The organism is Aeromonas sp. ANP5, from assembly GCF_963870295.1.
In the GTDB taxonomy this organism is placed as follows: domain Bacteria; phylum Pseudomonadota; class Gammaproteobacteria; order Enterobacterales; family Aeromonadaceae; genus Aeromonas; species Aeromonas veronii.
Window position 1 is genome coordinate 20,031 of sequence record NZ_CAWMRY010000043.1, and the last position, 17,469, is coordinate 37,499.

The 17,469-nt window shown below is 56.9% G+C and carries 19 protein-coding genes; 5 read left to right on the top strand and 14 right to left on the bottom strand.

Going from position 1 to position 17,469, the window contains the following annotated elements; translation table 11 throughout:
• Positions 1-13: 13 nt before the first annotated feature.
• Positions 14-1,576, bottom strand: a complete 1,563-nt coding sequence (gene murJ / locus AACT07_RS19445) for a murein biosynthesis integral membrane protein MurJ (protein ID WP_005348927.1) — start codon at positions 1,574-1,576, stop codon at positions 14-16.
• A gap of 191 nt (positions 1,577-1,767) precedes the next feature.
• Between murJ and rpsT the strand changes: the two genes are divergently transcribed.
• A complete protein-coding gene (rpsT, locus tag AACT07_RS19450) occupies positions 1,768-2,031 on the top strand; it encodes a 30S ribosomal protein S20 (RefSeq protein ID WP_005308808.1) in 264 nt (87 codons plus the stop codon).
• A 49-nt stretch (positions 2,032-2,080) separates the two neighbouring features.
• Here rpsT and AACT07_RS19455 read toward each other — a convergent pair whose 3' ends face one another.
• The 8 genes from AACT07_RS19455 to rppH all read right to left on the bottom strand — a co-directional run bounded on the left by AACT07_RS19455 (position 2,081) and on the right by rppH (position 9,679).
• Positions 2,081-2,383: an ArsR/SmtB family transcription factor gene (locus AACT07_RS19455; protein ID WP_013724128.1), complete on the bottom strand. Its 303-nt coding sequence runs from the start codon at positions 2,381-2,383 to the stop codon at positions 2,081-2,083.
• A 51-nt stretch (positions 2,384-2,434) separates the two neighbouring features.
• Positions 2,435-3,367 (bottom strand): transcriptional activator NhaR, encoded by a 933-nt coding sequence (gene nhaR, locus AACT07_RS19460; RefSeq protein ID WP_005340434.1) that lies wholly within the window; start codon positions 3,365-3,367, stop codon positions 2,435-2,437.
• The gene (locus tag AACT07_RS19465; protein ID WP_042053339.1) at positions 3,354-3,761 is read right to left on the bottom strand and encodes a hypothetical protein; all 408 of its coding nucleotides are present in this window, start codon (positions 3,759-3,761) and stop codon (positions 3,354-3,356) included. Before AACT07_RS19465 ends, nhaR begins: the two co-directional genes overlap by 14 nt.
• Positions 3,758-4,948: a Na+/H+ antiporter NhaA gene (gene nhaA / locus AACT07_RS19470; protein ID WP_005348917.1), complete on the bottom strand. Its 1,191-nt coding sequence runs from the start codon at positions 4,946-4,948 to the stop codon at positions 3,758-3,760. The genes AACT07_RS19465 and nhaA overlap by 4 nt, the downstream gene beginning before the upstream one ends.
• Positions 4,949-5,171: 223 nt before the next feature.
• Positions 5,172-5,966, bottom strand: a complete 795-nt coding sequence (gene thyA / locus AACT07_RS19475; protein WP_019445582.1) for a thymidylate synthase — start codon at positions 5,964-5,966, stop codon at positions 5,172-5,174.
• On the bottom strand, positions 5,966-6,790 hold the full coding sequence (gene lgt / locus AACT07_RS19480; RefSeq protein WP_069529608.1) for a prolipoprotein diacylglyceryl transferase: 825 nt from the start codon (positions 6,788-6,790) through the stop codon (positions 5,966-5,968). The genes thyA and lgt overlap by 1 nt, the downstream gene beginning before the upstream one ends.
• Before the next feature lie 67 nt (positions 6,791-6,857).
• Positions 6,858-9,137, bottom strand: a complete 2,280-nt coding sequence (gene ptsP, locus AACT07_RS19485; protein WP_005340422.1) for a phosphoenolpyruvate--protein phosphotransferase — start codon at positions 9,135-9,137, stop codon at positions 6,858-6,860.
• 14 nt (positions 9,138-9,151) lie between these two features.
• Entirely contained in the window at positions 9,152-9,679 is a 528-nt protein-coding gene (gene rppH / locus AACT07_RS19490) for an RNA pyrophosphohydrolase (RefSeq protein ID WP_005340421.1), read from the bottom strand.
• Between the two features lie 733 nt (positions 9,680-10,412).
• Between rppH and mutH the strand changes: the two genes are divergently transcribed.
• Positions 10,413-11,087: a DNA mismatch repair endonuclease MutH gene (gene mutH / locus AACT07_RS19495; protein WP_069529609.1), complete on the top strand. Its 675-nt coding sequence runs from the start codon at positions 10,413-10,415 to the stop codon at positions 11,085-11,087.
• A gap of 80 nt (positions 11,088-11,167) precedes the next feature.
• Positions 11,168-11,491 carry an isoamylase early set domain-containing protein gene (locus tag AACT07_RS19500; protein WP_069529611.1) on the top strand — a complete coding sequence of 108 codons (324 nt, stop codon included), beginning with the start codon at positions 11,168-11,170 and terminating at the stop codon, positions 11,489-11,491.
• Positions 11,492-11,599: 108 nt separating this feature from the next.
• On the opposite strand, the gene rplS is transcribed toward AACT07_RS19500, so the two are convergent.
• From rplS to ffh, 5 genes are all read right to left on the bottom strand, one after another.
• Positions 11,600-11,947 carry a 50S ribosomal protein L19 gene (rplS, locus tag AACT07_RS19505; protein ID WP_005313505.1) on the bottom strand — a complete coding sequence of 116 codons (348 nt, stop codon included), beginning with the start codon at positions 11,945-11,947 and terminating at the stop codon, positions 11,600-11,602.
• A 32-nt stretch (positions 11,948-11,979) separates the two neighbouring features.
• The gene (trmD, locus tag AACT07_RS19510) at positions 11,980-12,729 is read right to left on the bottom strand and encodes a tRNA (guanosine(37)-N1)-methyltransferase TrmD (RefSeq protein ID WP_005340400.1); all 750 of its coding nucleotides are present in this window, start codon (positions 12,727-12,729) and stop codon (positions 11,980-11,982) included.
• A gap of 34 nt (positions 12,730-12,763) precedes the next feature.
• Positions 12,764-13,285 carry a ribosome maturation factor RimM gene (rimM, locus tag AACT07_RS19515; protein ID WP_005340394.1) on the bottom strand — a complete coding sequence of 174 codons (522 nt, stop codon included), beginning with the start codon at positions 13,283-13,285 and terminating at the stop codon, positions 12,764-12,766.
• 24 nt (positions 13,286-13,309) lie between these two features.
• Entirely contained in the window at positions 13,310-13,558 is a 249-nt protein-coding gene (gene rpsP / locus AACT07_RS19520; protein WP_005340392.1) for a 30S ribosomal protein S16, read from the bottom strand.
• A gap of 177 nt (positions 13,559-13,735) precedes the next feature.
• Entirely contained in the window at positions 13,736-15,112 is a 1,377-nt protein-coding gene (ffh, locus tag AACT07_RS19525) for a signal recognition particle protein (protein ID WP_005357987.1), read from the bottom strand.
• A 202-nt stretch (positions 15,113-15,314) separates the two neighbouring features.
• Between ffh and AACT07_RS19530 the strand changes: the two genes are divergently transcribed.
• A complete protein-coding gene (locus AACT07_RS19530) occupies positions 15,315-16,103 on the top strand; it encodes a cytochrome C assembly family protein (protein ID WP_005340390.1) in 789 nt (262 codons plus the stop codon).
• A 42-nt stretch (positions 16,104-16,145) separates the two neighbouring features.
• Entirely contained in the window at positions 16,146-17,426 is a 1,281-nt protein-coding gene (locus AACT07_RS19535) for an HlyC/CorC family transporter (protein ID WP_005348906.1), read from the top strand.
• The last annotated feature ends 43 nt before the right edge of the window (positions 17,427-17,469 follow it).

Here is a 17,469-nt window from a genome sequence, read left to right on the forward strand (position 1 = left end):
AGCAGGATCACGGCTACTGCTGCCCCGATTTAAGGTGACGCGGCCGAATGCCCAGCAGCAGCAACACCACGGCATAGACCGCAGCCCCCAGCGACAGCAGCATGGTCAGCTGCAAACTGGCCTTGCCCATGCTCCATGCGCCCCACTGGGCCAAATCTGGCGACAGATAGGCGAGCACACCCCCCATCAGCACGCTGGCGACCAGCAGCTTGAGGCAGAACACGCCAGTATGGCGGGAGGGACGATAGACGCTCTGCTGGTACAGCCCCTTGAACAGCAAGGCCGCATTCAGAGTGCCCGAGCAGGCGGTCGAGAGCGCCAGCCCCACGTAACCGAGCGGGTAGATGAAGATGAGGTTGCAGACCATGTTGGCAATCATCGACATCACCCCGATCCGCACCGGCGTCTTGGTGTCCTGACGGGCGTAGTAACCGGGCGCCAGTACCTTGATCAGCATCAGGGAGAGCAGACCGGTAGTGGAGGCCAACAGACTGGCGCTCGACATGCTCACTTCATGCAGACCGAACTCGCCGCGCATGAACAGCACCCGCAAAATGGGCTCGCGCATCACCGCAATGCCTATCATGGCGGGCAGACCGAGCAGCATCACCATCCGTACCCCCCAATCCATGGTGCGGGAGAAGTCGGCAGGGTCTGCATCCACATGCTTCTTGGCCAGCGCTGGCAGGATCACGGTACTGATGGCCACCGCAAACAGACCGAGGGGGAACTCCAGCAGGCGATCCGAGTAGTAGAGGTAACTAATGGCACCGGTCGCCAGGAAAGAAGCCAGCATGGTGTTGACCAGCAGATTGATCTGGCTGACCGAAACCCCGAACAGGGCGGGGATCATCAGGGTGCGGATCTTCACCACCCCAGGGTGATTCCATCCCCACTTGGGCCATACCAGCATGTTGATTTGGCGCAAAAAGGGGTACTGGAACAGAAACTGCACCAAACCGCCCAAAAAGACACCAATTGCCAGCGAGATCTCAGGTTTGTCCATCAGCGGCGCAATCCACCAGGCCGCCGCAATCATGGTGATGTTGAGAAACACCGGCGTAAACGACGAGACCGCAAAGCGGCCGAAGGTATTGAGGATGGCCCCCGCCATGGCGGTAAAAGTGATAAACCAGAGGTAGGGGAAGGTGATTTTGAGCATCAGACTGGCGAGCTCGAACTTCTCGGCCGCAGGGCCGCCATGCAGCCAGTCCCAGAACCAGCCCCAGCCAAACAGCGCGGTCAGCACCCCCGACCCCAGCACACCGAGCAGGGTGACCACAGTCACTATCCCCCCCAGCGTGCCCGCCACCGCCGCCAGCAATTCACGCACTTCCCCCTCGTCGCCATTTTTCTTGTACTCCGTCATCACGGGAACAAAGGCCTGGTTGAAGGCACCTTCGGCGAACAGACGACGCAGAAAGTTGGGAATGCGATTGGCAAAAAAGAAGACGTCGGCGGCCACCCCGGCACCGAGCAGATTTGCGATGACCACATCGCGAACCAAGCCCATTACGCGGGATGCCAGCGTCATTCCGGACACTATCATGCCGGATTTGATCAATTTCTTACTCAAGACGAGGCCTCTGGAACTGTCAGAATGAAAAGAATGCTGCTAGAATCGGCCGACAGTTTAACCGTCTCCCTACTGACACACCACCGGGAGGCGGTGTTTATTTGCACAAATCATTTGACAATATGTGGTTGGAAGGGCATATTTCCGGGCCTTTTCAATACACTCGCTAAGACAGTTTTAGGAGTTTTACCTTGGCTAACATCAAATCTGCTAAGAAGCGCGCTCTTCAGTCAGAAAAACGCCGTCAGCACAACGCCAGCCGTCGTTCCATGACCCGTACCTACCTGAAGAAAGTCATTGCTGCTATCGCCTCTGGCGACAAAGCTGCTGCGACTGCCGCTTTCGCTGTTGCTCAGCCGATCATGGATCGTATGGCGACCAAAGGCCTGATCCACAAGAACAAAGCTGCTCGTCACAAGAGCCGCCTGTCTGCCCAGATCAAAGCTATGGCTTAATCAGCGTCTGCTGATCAAAGCTGAAAAAACCGGCCTTAGTGCCGGTTTTTTATTTATCTGCGCTGCAATAAAGTCGATGCAGCAAACTGATCATTTCACGCACCTCATGGCTGCGCAGCGAATAGTAGACCGTCTGGGCCTCTTTGCGCGTCGTCACCAGCTCATCCCGCCGCAGCAGCGCAAGATGCTGTGACAAGGCCGACTGACTCAGTCCCAATCGCTCGTTGAGCTCCCCCACTGACAGTTCGCGCTCCAGCAACTGGCACAGAATAAACAGCCGCCGCTCGTTGGCCAGCGCCTTGAGCAAGGCCACCGCTTTACTCGCATTGGCTTCCATCTCTTCAAGTTGCATCACATCTCTCCTCTACCACTCATCGCCGATGATACGTGGTGACGGGTCGTTTTAAAACGACAGGGTGGCCGGCTGGATGGCGGAGAAGTTCTCCTGCCCGGAAAAGAGAAAGGTAAAATCGCTCTCGCAGACCCGCTTCACCGCCGGATGCTGGATCATCCGCTCGGCGAAGATGACGTAATACTCCTCCATCAGATCCTGGGTTTCCCCGATCAGCATCACCCCCTCCCCCTCGAGGATCTCCTCCCGATAGATGGTGGGGGCCATGAAAATCCCCTGATTGAAGAAGCCAAACGCCTTCATCAAGGCGGCATCATCAAACTCGCCAAGAATGCTGGGGGAGACACCCTGCTGCTCGAACCACTGGGTCAGCTGACGCCCCATGGCGGTACGGCGACCGGGGATCAGCAGCTTGCGCTCTTCCAGACAGGCAGGAAAGGGCTTTTCAGGCAGCGGCGCCTTGCAGAAGAAGCTGACGCCACAGCCGCCCAGCCGTTTGGAGAGCAGCCCCGCATGCTGGCTGGAGTCCACCGGACAGTCGGAGAGGATCATATCGAGCTTGTGCTCGCTCAGCTGCTCCAGCAGCAGTTCGTGGGTTGATTCAAAACAGCGCAGATGGATGGAACCATCATTGGGGATGACGGAGAGCAGCACGCGGCTTGCAAGGCGCTTGGAGAGGGCATCGGCGATGCCGACGTCGAACAGGATCTGGCTCTCCTTGCGGTAGTTGACGATATCGAGCATCTCGTAGGAGAGGCTGAACATCTTGTCGGCATAGCGAAACACCAGCTGGCCCAGCTCGGTCGCCTCAAGAGAGCGCCCCTTGCGTTTGAGCAGCTTGCCACCGAGGCGCTGCTCCAGCAGCTTGATCTGACCGGTGACGGTTTGCGGGGTCAAAAAAAGGGCTTCCGCTGCCTGGGTAACGGAGCCCTTCTTCTGAGTCATCCAGAAATAGTAGAGATGGTTGTAGTTAAGGTGTGACATCCGATGGGGTTCCCGCTTGACGCGGACTCCGGTAGCAGCTGAGTTCAACCGCCAGAATGTCATACATGTCGCTGACCGAGTCAACCTTGTTCGCGCCAAACTGCTCCATCAGAGTGGCCTTGAGGCGCGCCTTGTCCGGCATCCGGTCCGCGCAATAACGCTTGTTGGAGCGCTTGACCATCTCGCCAGCCCGGCTGCTCAGCGCCCGCTCGGAGAAGGTCTCGCCAAAGCGCGCCTTGGCCTGCTTGTCCCCCAGCAGCAGGGCGCTGTCTACCACCCCGTTGAGATAGGCAGAGCAGTTCGCCGAAGTGGCGTCCTGCTTGCAATCCTCCAGCCCGCCGGCCCATGCCGCGGGGCTCAACAACAGCATCAACAACCCTGTATGCAGCTTCATAGTCCCTCCGTACTCTGTTCCCCTTCACCCTTTGGAAGGGCCATGCGCAAGGCCAGATAGCCGACTACCGCAGCCATGGTGGAGCCCACCAGGATCCCGAGGCGAGAGTAGCTGCCGTAATCCAGCCCACCGTGCTCGAAGGCAAGCGACGCGATAAACATCGACATGGTGAACCCGATGCCACAGAGGATGCTGACCGCAAAAATCTGCTTGAAGTTGACCCCGGGCGGCAACTGGGCGATGCCCAGCTTGACCGACAGCCAGCTGATGGTGAACACCCCGAGCGGCTTGCCGATAAACAGTCCCAGCATGATCCCCATAGGTACCGGACTCAGCAGGGAGGAGAGACCAATCCCCTCCAGCGATACTCCTGCGTTGGCAAAGGCAAACAGCGGCAGGATCAGATAGGCACTCCAGGGGTGCAGCTGATGCTCCAGATACTTGAGCGGCGAGGCGTAACGCTTGCCGTTAAGCGGAACCATAAAGCCCACCACTACACCCGCCAGGGTCGCATGGACGCCAGACTTGAGCACCGCAACCCAGAGTACCAGACCAACCAGCATGTAAAGGCTGATCCTGTCCTCACCACGGCGATTCATCCAAAGCAGAGTGAGGGTTGCCAGAATACCGATGGCCAGCGCCTCCAGCGACAACTGCTGGGTATAGAAGAGCGCGATGATGATGATGACGCCGAGGTCATCCATGATAGCCAGCGCCAACAGGAATACCTTGAGGCTCACCGGTACCCGCTTCCCGAGCAGCGCCATCACCCCGAGGGCAAAGGCGATGTCGGTCGCAGCCGGAATTGCCCAGCCAGCGCGCGCCACTTCATCCGAATAGTTGAAAAAGGCGTAGATCAAGGCCGGAGCCAGCATGCCGCCCACCGCCGCGATGGCCGGGAAGGTCGCCTGAACCCGGGTCGAGAGCGCCCCCTCCAGCATTTCACGCTTCACTTCCAGACCAACCAGCAGGAAGAAGATCGCCATGAAGCCATCGTTGATCCAGAGCAGCAGCGGCTTGTTGATGTCGAGAGCCGCGATGCGCACCTGCACCGGCGTGTCGAGAAACGCCTGATACCCGCCAGCCAGCGCGGTATTGGCTAAAATCATTGCCAGCATGGCAGCCATGATCAGAATAATTCCGGAGGCGGCCTCCAGCTTCAGGAACTTTTTGATTACGTCACTCATGGTTAATTTTTCCACAAAATTACTTGAATTTAAGTCTATAGCCTGCAACAACCAATGGAAAATCGTTTCTTGCAGCCAAAAACCTCGGAAAAATCGAAAGCAAAATAGAACTGGCCTACATAGAACAGGTTTTGCCTGCGTCATATTCACAACTAAGTTAGCCAATAATGAGATTTTTAAATGTTTTTATATATAAAAAAAGGCGCCTCATGGCGCCTTTCTGTCAGATGGCGACGGGCGCCTTGATGCCGGGGTGGGGGTCATAACCCTCGATCTCGAAATCCTCGAACTTGTAGTCGAAGATGGAGTCGGGTTTGCGCTTGATCACCAGGGTCGGCAGAGGGCGTGGCTCGCGGGAGAGCTGCAGTGCAGTCTGCTCCATGTGGTTGGAGTAGAGGTGCACATCGCCGCCGGTCCAGACGAAGTCACCCACTTCCAGATCGCACTGCTGGGCCATCATATGGGTCAGCAGGGCGTAGCTGGCGATGTTGAACGGCAGGCCGAGGAACACATCACAGCTGCGCTGGTAGAGCTGGCAGGAGAGCTTGCCGTCCGCCACATAGAACTGGAAGAAGGCGTGGCAAGGGGCCAGCGCCATCTTGTCCAGTTCACCCACGTTCCAGGCGGATACGATGATGCGGCGCGAATCAGGGTTGTGCTTGATGTCATCCACCGCCTTCTGGATCTGGTCGATGACAGACCCGTCAGCCGCAGGCCAGGAGCGCCACTGAGCGCCGTAAACCGGCCCCAGATCACCATTCTCGTCGGCCCACTCATCCCAGATGCTGACGCCGTTTTCCTTCAGATAGGCGGTATTGGTATCGCCATTGAGGAACCAGAGCAGCTCGTGAATGATGGAGCGCAGGTGGCATTTCTTGGTGGTGACCAGCGGGAAACCTTCCGCCAGATTGAAGCGCATCTGATGGCCGAACAGGGAGACAGTACCGGTGCCGGTACGGTCTGACTTGACGGTGCCCTCATCGAGGATTTTCTGCATCAGGTCGAGATAAGCTCGCATTATTTCACCTCCTTCACGGCATTACCGAACAACTGCGGACGCTTGTAGGCGGCCCAGATCATCAGGGCTCCGGCGATAATCATCGGGGTGGAGAGGATCTGGCCCATGCTGATCTCCTGGAAGTAGAGTCCGAGCTGGCTGTCCGGCTGGCGCACAAACTCCACCAGGAAGCGGAACAGGCCGTAGAACAGCAGGAACATGCCGGAGATGGCACCGCGCGGCGGGTTCTTGCGCCAGAACAGGTTAAGGATGATGAACAGTACAACCCCTTCCAGCGCGAACTGGTAGAGCTGGGAGGGATGACGCGGCTCGGGGCCGGCCTCCGGGAAGATGATGGCCCAGGGCACATCGGTGACCCGGCCCCACAGCTCGCCGTTGAGGAAGTTGCCGATCCGGCCAACGCCGAGACCAAACGGAATGAGCGGTGCCACAAAGTCGGCCACGGTGAAGAAGTGGCGCTTGGTCTTGTGGGCAAACCAGATCATCGCGGTGATCACCCCGATCAGGCCACCGTGGAACGACATGCCGCCGGTCCAGATCTTGAACAGGTAGGTGGGATCCGCGAGGAAGAGATCGAAGTTGTAGAACAGCACGTAACCGACACGGCCACCGAGGATCACCCCGAGGAAGCCGTAAAACAGCAGATCCGACACCTCGTTGCGGGTCCAGCCGCTGTTCGGTGCATCGGCGCGACGGCCAGCCAGCCACATGGCAAAAGCGAAACCGAACAGGTACATGAGACCATACCAGCGTACCGATAGTGGTCCCAAACTGAATGCTACGGGATCAATCTGCGAGAAAACCCAATATCCATCGTGCTGCATATGCGGCCCCAGTCAAAATAAAAGCCGCATTTTCCGATCATTCGTCAGCAGGGACAAGGCATGATTATCAATCACTCTGTTTCGATTTATGACCGGCTCGCAGCAAACCGCCCAAACCATGCTCCTCCAGATAGCGGGCAAACAGGCCGCGCAGTACGTGGGGGTTGTCATGTTTGAGGCCATCGGCCATCAGTTCGGTCAACTCGCTCAGGGTGGATTGACGCAGCACGTACTTGATCCGGGCGATGTTGTGGGTGTTCATACTGAAGCGGCGATAGCCCATGGCAAGCAGCAGCAATACACCGACCGGATCACCGGCCAGCTCGCCACACACCGACACCGGCTTCTGGTAACGGTGGGAAGCATCAACCAGCTGTTGCAGGGCGCGGATCACCGCAGGATGGAAGGCATCGTAGATGTTGGCAACCCGGGAGTTGTTGCGATCCACCGCCAGCAGGTACTGGGTCAGGTCATTGCTGCCCACAGACCAGAAGTCGATGAGCGGCGCCATCTCCGGCAAAATAAAGAGGGCCGAGGGCACCTCGATCATCACCCCGAGGCTGGGGTAGCGGATCACCGCATCGCGGCTCGCCGCCTCTTCCGACACCTCTCGCCACGCCTGATCCAGCAGACGACGGGAAGCTTTGATTTCGCTGACGCTGCTGATCATCGGCAGCATGATGGCCAGATTGTCCAGCCCTTCGCTGGCCCGCAGCATCGCCTTGAGCTGCACCAGAAACAGTTCGGGGTGATCCAGGGTGATCCGGATCCCCCGCCAGCCAAGGAAGGGGTTTTCCTCGACGATGGGGAAATAGGGTAACGGCTTGTCGCCGCCCACATCCAGCGTCCGCATGCAGACCGGCCGGTTGCGGTAGGTCTCCAGAATGCCGCGATAGCGGGCAGTCTGCTCCCACTCGGAGGGGAAGCTCTCCTGCAACATGAAGGGGATCTCGGTGCGATAGAGCCCGACCCCGTCCGCCAGCTGGTTAAGGGAGATCTCGGTATCGGCACTGAGCCCGGCGTTGAGCAGCAGGGAAACCTTGGTGCCGTCGGCCGTCTCGGATGGCAGGTTATCGACGCTGCGCACCAGGGTATCGAGGGCCCGCTCTTCGCTCAGCAGCTGACGATACTCGGTCAGTATCACCTGATTGGGCTCGATGAAGAGATCGCCGCTGTAGCCATCGACAACCAGCATGCGACCACCGATGTCACCAAGGGGCAGATCGACCCCCATGATGGCGGCGACCCCCATGGCGCGGGCCAGAATGGCCGCGTGGGAGTTGGTTCCCCCCTTGAGCGAGACCACGCCGGTCAGATACTCGCGGGGCACTTCCGCCAGAATGGTAGCAGTCACCTCGTCGGCAACCAGCACCACCGGCTCGCCGATGGAGATATGTTCCGGTTCATTCTGCACCAGTCGGCTGATCAGCCGCTGGGCAATATCCTTCACGTCGGTGGAGCGCTCCTGCAAGTAGGGATCTTTCATCCCCTTGAACTGCTCGATCAAGCGATCGCTGATCAGCTTGACCGCAGAGACCGCAGTCCAGTGCTCCTTGCTCACCTTGTTGCGAATGGGCTTGATATAGCCGGGATCGTTCAGCAGATGGAGGTAGATATCGAAGATCGCCACCGAATCCTGGCTGTAGCTCTCGCGAAAACGCAGCGCCAGACTCTCCAGATCGTGACGAACCTCCTCCACGGCCAGCTCCAGCCGCGCCAGCTGGCTGGCATGGTCTTCATCCTTGCGCGGGGTAATGGACGAGAGCGCCTTGCGGGGCCGCCACACCCAGGCTTTGGCCATGGCGATACCGCTGGCACCGGCAATACCGCGCAGCGGCTTGCTCCAGTCGGTCTTCTGCAACCACCCCTTGGCCTGCGCTTGAGCGATCCGCGCCGCCAGCTGGGCCGCCAGGGTGACCATGAAAGACTCTTCCCCCTCATCGAAGCGGCGACTCTCCTTCTGCTGCACCACCAGAATGCCGACCACCTGACGCTGATGCATGATGGGAGCGCCGAGGAAGGAGCGAAATGCCTCTTCGGCCACATCGGGCAGGAATTTGAAACTGGGATGCGCGGGGGCATCAGCCAGGTTGATCAGCTCTTCCCGCTGACCCACCAGACCGACGATGCCCTGCTCGTAGGGCAGGGTCACCTTGCCGACTGCGGACGGGGCCAAGCCGTCGGTAGCCGCCAGGCGATAGCGGCGCACCTCGGGTTCCGAGACATAGACGGAGCAGCAGTCCACTGCCATGGCGTGCCGGGTCTGGCTCACCAATGCTTGCAAGGCCTGCTCGAGGGTATTGGCCTCGGCCATGCTCTCGACGATACGTCTCAGTTCCGTTAACAACTAATCTGTGCTCCTTAACGGGCGCGGTTGCGCCGCCCATCCTTCTTGTTGACCTGCACTGCCGGCACTGGCATCGCCAGCGGGGCAAACTCTTTCATGACCCGGCGGTAAACCTCCCGCTTGAACGAAACGACCTGACGCACCGGATACCAGAAGCTGACCCAACGCCAGTCGTCAAATTCGGGATGGCCATGACAGCCGAACTGGATCCGCGACTCCTTGCCCGAATTCAGCTGTAACAGGAACCATTTTTGCTTTTGGCCAATACAGACCGGTGAACTGTCCCAGCGGACAAGACGTTTGGGTAAACGGTACTTTAGCCAGTTACGACTGGTGGCCATGATGGTCACATCTTCGGGCTTGAGGCCAATCTCCTCATAAAGCTCTCGATACATGGCCTGCTCTGGCGTTTCACCATCATCAACTCCCCCCTGCGGAAACTGCCAGGAGTGCTGCCCATAGCGTTTAGCCCACAACACTTGTCCTTCACGGTTACAGATCACGATACCGACATTGGGACGAAATCCGTCGCCATCAATCACGTGATCACCTTATAAAGGCTGAATCTATAAGGAGATTGTTCCACATTCACTCCGCGGCAGCAAACAAGGAGTGAATCCCCTGTTTCATGAATAACTTTCGATTTCAAACATACTTATAAACAAATCCAAGGATCCGCGCCCCCAAGTTGCCCACCCAGGCTGTGCATAAAGCTGTTAGCAAACGGGTATATACAGTACTTTTTAACTGTACGCGAAAAGTGCCTCTCCGTATCACCACGCGACATAAAATATAAAAAATCATTATTTTTTATAATCTTGAGATAAAAAAACTGGATCTAGATCCATGTTCCCCCAAGAGTCAGATCCATGATCAGGATTGTGAACAAGTTTAACTGCTCAAAGATCCACCGTGGCGAAATTATCCACAGGAGTGGCACAATATCTACCCCGTTTACCCTGTAAAAATGGGGTGGCATTCACAATTTTTTGTAACATATCAGCGACTCCACCCACTTTCATCCACTTATCCAAGATTTCTGTGGATAACTGTGTGTAACATCATGCACAAACCCTTGGACAACTATTTCGAGGTCAAACCAGACCTGGAACACTACTCGATAAAATAGACAAAACCTTTTAAAATCATAACGATGAACTGATAGCCCCCAAATTCTCTGCATTTGATCTTATCCACTCAGGATCGGTTATAAAAACAGCGATCCTTCTCGGGATCCTCCCCTGTTAGAATATGGCGAGCAAGATGGAGCCAACTATGCCAAGCAATCCCCAATCCGAGCAGGAGTTATTGAGCCGCGCCTATGCCATGGCCGGCTTCACGCTAGCGCAGCTGGCCGCAGAGGCTGGCGTCGCTGTGCCCAAAGACCTGCGCCGTGACAAGGGGTGGGTCGGTCAGTTGATCGAGCTGCAACTGGGAGCCAGCGCAGGGAGCAAGCCGGAGCAGGACTTCCCGGAGCTGGGGATCGAACTCAAGACGATCCCCGTGGATCCTCAAGGCAAACCGCTGGAGACCACCTTCGTCTGCGTCGCCCCGCTGATCGGCGTCAGCGGCCAGCGCTGGGAGGAGTCCAACGTGCGCAACAAGCTCTCCCGGGTGCTCTGGATCCCGGTGGAAGGCAGTCGCGAGATCCCGGTTAGCGAGCGGCGGGTCGGCATGCCGCTGATGTGGAGCCCGAATGAAGAGGAAGATCGGCTGCTGCGTCAGGACTGGGAGGAGCTGATGGACATGATAGTGCTGGGAGAAGTGGAGCAGATCAGCGCACGCCACGGCCAGGTGATGCAACTGCGGCCCAAGGCGGCCAACAACAAGGCGCTGACTCGCGCCATCGGCCGCGATGGTCAACCCATCATGACCCTGCCCCGTGGCTTCTATCTCAAGATCGACTTTACCCACAGTTTGCTGCAACGCTATTTTGCCTTGCCAACTTGATCTGCCTTATCAACATCTTTGTCATATGGTGGTATAAAAATAGACAGGAGCCATTTTTAACTCACAGACAAGGAGGCGTCATGCCACTGATCAAACAGTTTTTGAAGTCCAAGCCCGAGGTCAAGGTGACCTTTGAAGTAGAGAAAGAGGCGGCTGCAGGAGCGGAACAGGTGATGCTGATCGGCGAGTTCACCCAGTGGCAACCGGTCGAGCTGAAACGCATGAAGAGCGGCGAGTTCAAAGCCACCCTCAATCTGCCGACCGACGGCCCGGGCTACTTTGAATATTGCTACCAGCTCATCACGCCGGCAGGGGAAACCCTCTACGAGAATGACTGGGCAGCCGACGACTATGTGCCAGGCCCCTTTGGACGCGACAACTCGGTAGTTCGGGTCATCCAGTAACGGCTCCCAGATAGCCAATAGACGGATACAAAAAAGGCTCGCCATTGGCGAGCCTTTTCACTACCTGTCGAGCTATTTGCCGACATACCGACACCAATTCGAATCGAATTAGTTGAGCTTCTCTTTGATACGAGCAGCTTTGCCGGACAGGTTGCGCAGGTAGTACAGTTTAGCGCGGCGAACATCACCACGACGCTTCAGTTCTACACTGTGGATCAGCGGAGAGTGAGTCTGGAATACACGCTCAACACCTTCGCCGTTGGAGATCTTGCGAACGGTGAAAGCAGAGTGCAGACCGCGGTTACGCTTGGCAATAACGATGCCTTCGAAAGCCTGCAGACGCTCTTTACCACCTTCTTTAACACGAACTTGAACACGTACAGTGTCGCCCTGGGCAAAAGCCGGGATGTCGGTACGCAGTTGCTCTTGTTCAAGCTGCTGAATAATCTTGCTCATTGTCTTTCCTTACCTAGGATAAACTGAAAACTCTACTTAACGCTGTCACGCACTTCGCGGACATACTCGGCAAGAAGTGATTCTTGCTCGTCAGTCAGAGCTAGGTTGTTAATAAGTTCCGGCCTTCTTTGCCAGGTTCGTCCGAGCGACTGCTTGAGACGCCAGCGTCGAATCACTTCGTGATTGCCGCTTGTCAGCGCCTCGGGCACCGCCAATCCATCCAACACCTCCGGCCGAGTATAGTGGGGATGATCCAGCAAGCCATCCGTAAAGGAGTCCTGCTCGGCACTGGCCTGATCACCCAAAACCCCCGGAACCAGACGCGAAACCGCATCGATCAGGGTCATGGCAGGCAACTCGCCACCACTTAACACGTAATCCCCGATAGACCACTCTTCGTCGACTTCGGTTTGTATCACGCGTTCATCGATACCTTCGTATCGACCGGCTACCAGAATCAGTTTCTGATTCGTCGCCAACTCGGTTACGCCCGCTTGAGTCAGCTTGCGTCCCTGAGGAGAGAGATAGATGACTTTCGCCCCGTCTCCCGCTGCTTGCTTGGCTGCATGAATCGCGTCACGCAGCGGCTGAACCATCATTAACATGCCGGGCCCACCACCATAAGGACGATCATCGACCGTACGGTGTTTGTCGTGGGTAAACTCCCGGGGGTTCCAGCACTCAATCTGCAGCAGGCCACTCTTGACGGCCCGACCCGTTACCCCGTGCTCGGTAATGGCTCGGAACATTTCAGGGAAGAGGCTAATAACCCCAATCCACATAAGAAACCTCCGGCACCCGTGTTAGCGCGGGAAACTAGAAACCAGGATCCCAATCAACTTCGATTGTTCGAGCAGTCAGATCAATATTCTTGATCACCTGCTCTTCCAGGAACGGAATCAACCGCTCCTTTGCACCAAAGGCATCTTTTACATTGGCCTCAACCACCAACACATCGTTGGAGCCGGTTTCCATCAATTCGGTCACCTTGCCCAGGTCGTATCCCTTGGTGGTCACCACGGAGCAACCAATCAGGTCACGCCAGTAGAACTCACCTTCAGGCAACGCAGGCAACAGATCGGCGGGTACGCCAATCTCGACATTGGTCAATGCCAGGGCATCTTCGCGCACATCGATACCATCGAGTTTGCAGATCAGACCCTTGTTGTGACGTTTCCAGGATGAAACCCGAATTTCACGCCACGCCCCGTTCTGATTAATCAGCCAGGGGTTGTAATCGAAAATCGCTTCGGCAACATCGGTGAAGGAGTTCACTTTAAGCCAGCCCTTGATGCCATAAACGGTACCCAGGGTGCCCAGAACTACAGGTTTTTCCACCTTAACTCCTTACCGTTGGGCTGATTAAGCAGCTTTTTTAGCGTCTTTGATCAGCTTGGCAACGCGGTCAGAAACAGCGGCACCAGTAGCAACCCAATGCTCGATACGAGCCAGGTCCAGGTTCAGCTTTTCAGCTTGACCAGCAGCAACCGGGTTGAAGAAACCAACGCGCTCGATGAAGCGACCGTCACGGGCGCAACGGCTGTCAGAAACTACTACCTGGTAGAACGGACGCTTTTTCGCGCCACCACGTTGTAAACGAATGGTTACCATATCGTCCTCATTAACATCTAATGAACAAGGCCCGCAAACACGCGGACCCTAGCTTAAAATAAGCCGCGTAATTCTACTTGGATTCGTAATAATTGCAACCAAGCCAGCCATTTTTTGCGCAGAGCGGCAATGAAAAGGGGCCTGCCGCTGCAGACCCCCATCAACACGCAGGCCGGATCAGAACGGGCCGCGACCGCCACCGAACCCGGGGGGCATCATGTTCTTCATCTGGCTCATCATCTTGCGCATGCCGCCCTTGCCGGACATTTTCTTCATCATGCGCTGCATCTCGGTGAACTGCTTGAGCAGCTTGTTCACATCCTGCACCTGCATGCCGGAACCTGCGGCGATACGGCGTTTGCGTGAGCCCTTGATGAGATCTGGGTGAGCACGCTCCTTCGGCGTCATGGAGCTGATGATGGCCTCCATTCGCACGGTGAGCTTGTCATCCATCTGATCTTTCACGTTATCCGGCAGACCGGACATACCGGGCAGCTTGTCAAGCATCCCCATCATACCGCCCATATTGCGCATCTGGGCCAGCTGCTCGCGGAAATCTTCCAGATCGAAGCCTTTGCCACTCTTGACCTTGCTAGCCAGCTTGGCTGCTTTCTCTTTATCGACGTTGCGCTCCACCTCTTCGATAAGAGAGAGCACATCGCCCATACCGAGGATGCGGGAGGCGAGGCGATCCGGGTGGAACGGTTCCAGCGCATCGGTCTTTTCACCCATACCGATGAACTTGACCGGCTTGCCGGTGATGTGACGCACCGACAGGGCGGCACCACCGCGGGCGTCGCCGTCCGCCTTGGTGAGGATGACACCGGTGAGCGGCAGCGCTTCGTTGAACGCCTTGGCGGTGTTGGCGGCATCCTGACCTGTCATGGCATCCACCACGAAAAGGGTCTCAACCGGCTTTATGGTGGCATGCAGATCCTGGATCTCGGCCATCATCTCGCTATCAACGTGCAGACGACCGGCAGTATCGACGATCACCACGTCATAGAATTTCTTGCGCGCCTGATCGATGGCGGCGGTGGCGATATCGACCGGCTTCTGGCTGGCATCGCTTGGGAAGAAGTCGACACCGATGTCATTGGCCAAGGTTTCCAGCTGTTTGATCGCCGCCGGACGATAGACGTCGGCACTGACTACCAGCACCTTCTTCTTGCTGCGCTCTTTGAGCAGCTTGGCCAGTTTGCCAACCGTGGTGGTCTTACCGGCACCCTGCAGACCGGCCATCAGGATGATGGCTGGCGGCTGGGCAGCCAGGTTGAGCTGTTCGTTGGCCTCCCCCATTACGGTGACCAGTTCACCGTGCACAATCTTGATGAATGCCTGGCCCGGGCTCAGGGATTTGGCCACTTCCTGCCCGACTGCGCGCTCTTTGACACGCGCGACGAAATCACGCACGACCGGCAGGGCGACATCCGCCTCGAGCAGCGCCATGCGGACTTCGCGCAGGGTTTCCTTGATATTGTCTTCGGTCAGGCGACCACGGCCACTGACATTGCGCAAGGTGCGCGAGAGTCGTTCAGTCAAATTCTCAAACATGACGGATTCCGGTTCTTGGCGTAATAAATTGGGGGCATTATAACCCAGAGCGGGCGCGAGGACGATTATTCACCGCACCGCAGCAGCAGGGACCTTCTCCCTATATATGGGCAGATCGGCCGTTGCACAACTGGCGAGCACTTCTCGTGCAAGGTATACTGCCCCTCTTACCCTCAAAAGCTTGTGCAACAACGACCTGGTTATGATCGTAATCTCTGTTCTGGCCCTGGCGTTTTATCTGCTGGCCATCATCGCCTCCCTGCATCTGTTACTGAGCGCCAAGCCGGTGGGACAGCGCTCCCTGTTTGCCTGTATCGGATTGGCCCTGATCGCCCACGCCAGCGCCCTCGGTTCAGAGGTATTGCAGAGTTACGGCCAGAACCTGAGCATGCTCAACGTTGCCTCGCTGGTCAGCCTCATCATCAGTTGCTTCATGACTTGCGTAACCCGACGCTTCAACGGCTGGATCCTGCTGCCGGTGGTCTACAGCTTCTCGGCCCTGTTGCTGGCTGCCAGCGCCTTGATCCCGGGTCGCTACATAACCCATCTGGAGGCCCATCCCCAACTGTTGCTGCACATCGGCCTCGCCCTGATGGCCTACTCGGTATTGATGATCGCCTGTCTGTTTGCGCTGCAGCTCGCCTGTCTGGACAAGCAGCTTAAATCGAGAAAAATCAGCAACCTGCCAGCCATGCCGCCACTGATGACAGTGGAAAAACGGCTGTTTCAGTTGATCTCTGCAGGGGTGCTGCTACTGACACTTTCCATCGCCTCCGGCCTCTTCTTCCTCGAAGATATGTTCGCCCAGGGCAAGTCTCACAAGGCAGTGCTCTCCATCCTGGCATGGTGTGTCTACGTGTTGCTGCTGTGGGGTCATCACACCTATGGCTGGCGCGGCCGCAAAGTCATCACACTCAGTCTGATCGGCAGCTTCATCCTGACTCTTGCCTACTTTGGCAGTCGCTTCGTCAAAGAAGTGCTGTTGAGCTGACACCTATACTCTTTTAGCCATACCATCCAACAGGAGCCCTTTTTGGACAGCATCTCAACGAGTACATTACTGATTGTTCTCGTTATCTTGATCCTTCTTTCCGCCTTTTTCTCCAGTGCCGAAACCGGCCTGATGTCCATCAACCGCTACAAGCTGCGGCATCTGGCACAGACCAAACACAAAGCCGCACGTCGCGTCGAGCAACTGCTCGCCCGCCCCGATCGCCTGCTGGGTCTGATCCTGATCGGCAACAATCTGGTCAATATCCTCGCCTCCGCCATCGCCACCATCGTCTGTATCCGGCTGTTTGGTGATCTCGGGGTCGCCATTGCCACCTTCGGCCTGACCCTGGTGGTACTGGTATTCGGTGAAGTGACCCCCAAGACCCTGGCCGCCATGTTTCCGGAGAAGATCGCCTATCCCGCCTCCTGGATCCTCAAGGGGCTGATGGTGCCGCTCTCACCGCTGGTCTGGCTGATCAACGGCATCACCAGCGGCCTGCTCAAGATGCTGAAGATCAATCCCAACAAGGATGACTCCCTCAACACCGAGGAGCTGCGCACCATAGTCAATGAGGCGGGTAACCTGATCCCCCAGCGTCATCAGGAGATGCTGCTGAGCATTCTGGATCTCGACAAGATGCTGGTCGAGGACATTATGGTGCCACGCAGCGATATCTACGCCATCGACATCAACGATGACTGGAAGAGCATCCAGCGTCAGCTGGCCCACTGCGCTCACACCAAGATCCTGCTCTATCGCGACAATATCGACGACGTTGTCGGATTTTTACATGCGCGCGATGCCCTCCGGCTGGTAGCCAGGGACCAGTTCAACAAATCGAGTCTGTTGCGGGAAGTGGACGAGATCTACTTCATTCCGGAAGGAACGCCGCTCAACGTGCAGCTGGCCAAATTCCAGCGCAACAAGGAGCGAATTGGCCTGATCGTCGACGAATACGGCGATATTCAAGGTCTAATCACTCTGGACGACATTCTGGAAGAGATCGTGGGCGACTTCACCACCTCCATGACGCCAGCGCCGAGCGACGAGATCCACCCCCAGTCAGATGGTTCTTATCTGGTCGAAGGCTCAGCCAATATTCGTGAGCTGAACAAGGAGATGAACTGGCACCTGCCCATCGACGGCCCGCGTACCCTCAACGGTCTGATCCTCGAATATCTGGAGGAGATACCCCAGCCCAACATCGGGATCCGGTTGGCCGGTTATCCTATCGAGATCCTCGATGTGGAGAACAACATGGTGAAGATGGCGCGGATCATGCCAGCATCGTATCGGGCGGAGTCGGATTCGCAAGATTGAAAAAGGGCTGCCAGTGGCAGCCCTTTTCTATTGCTCTGTCCCG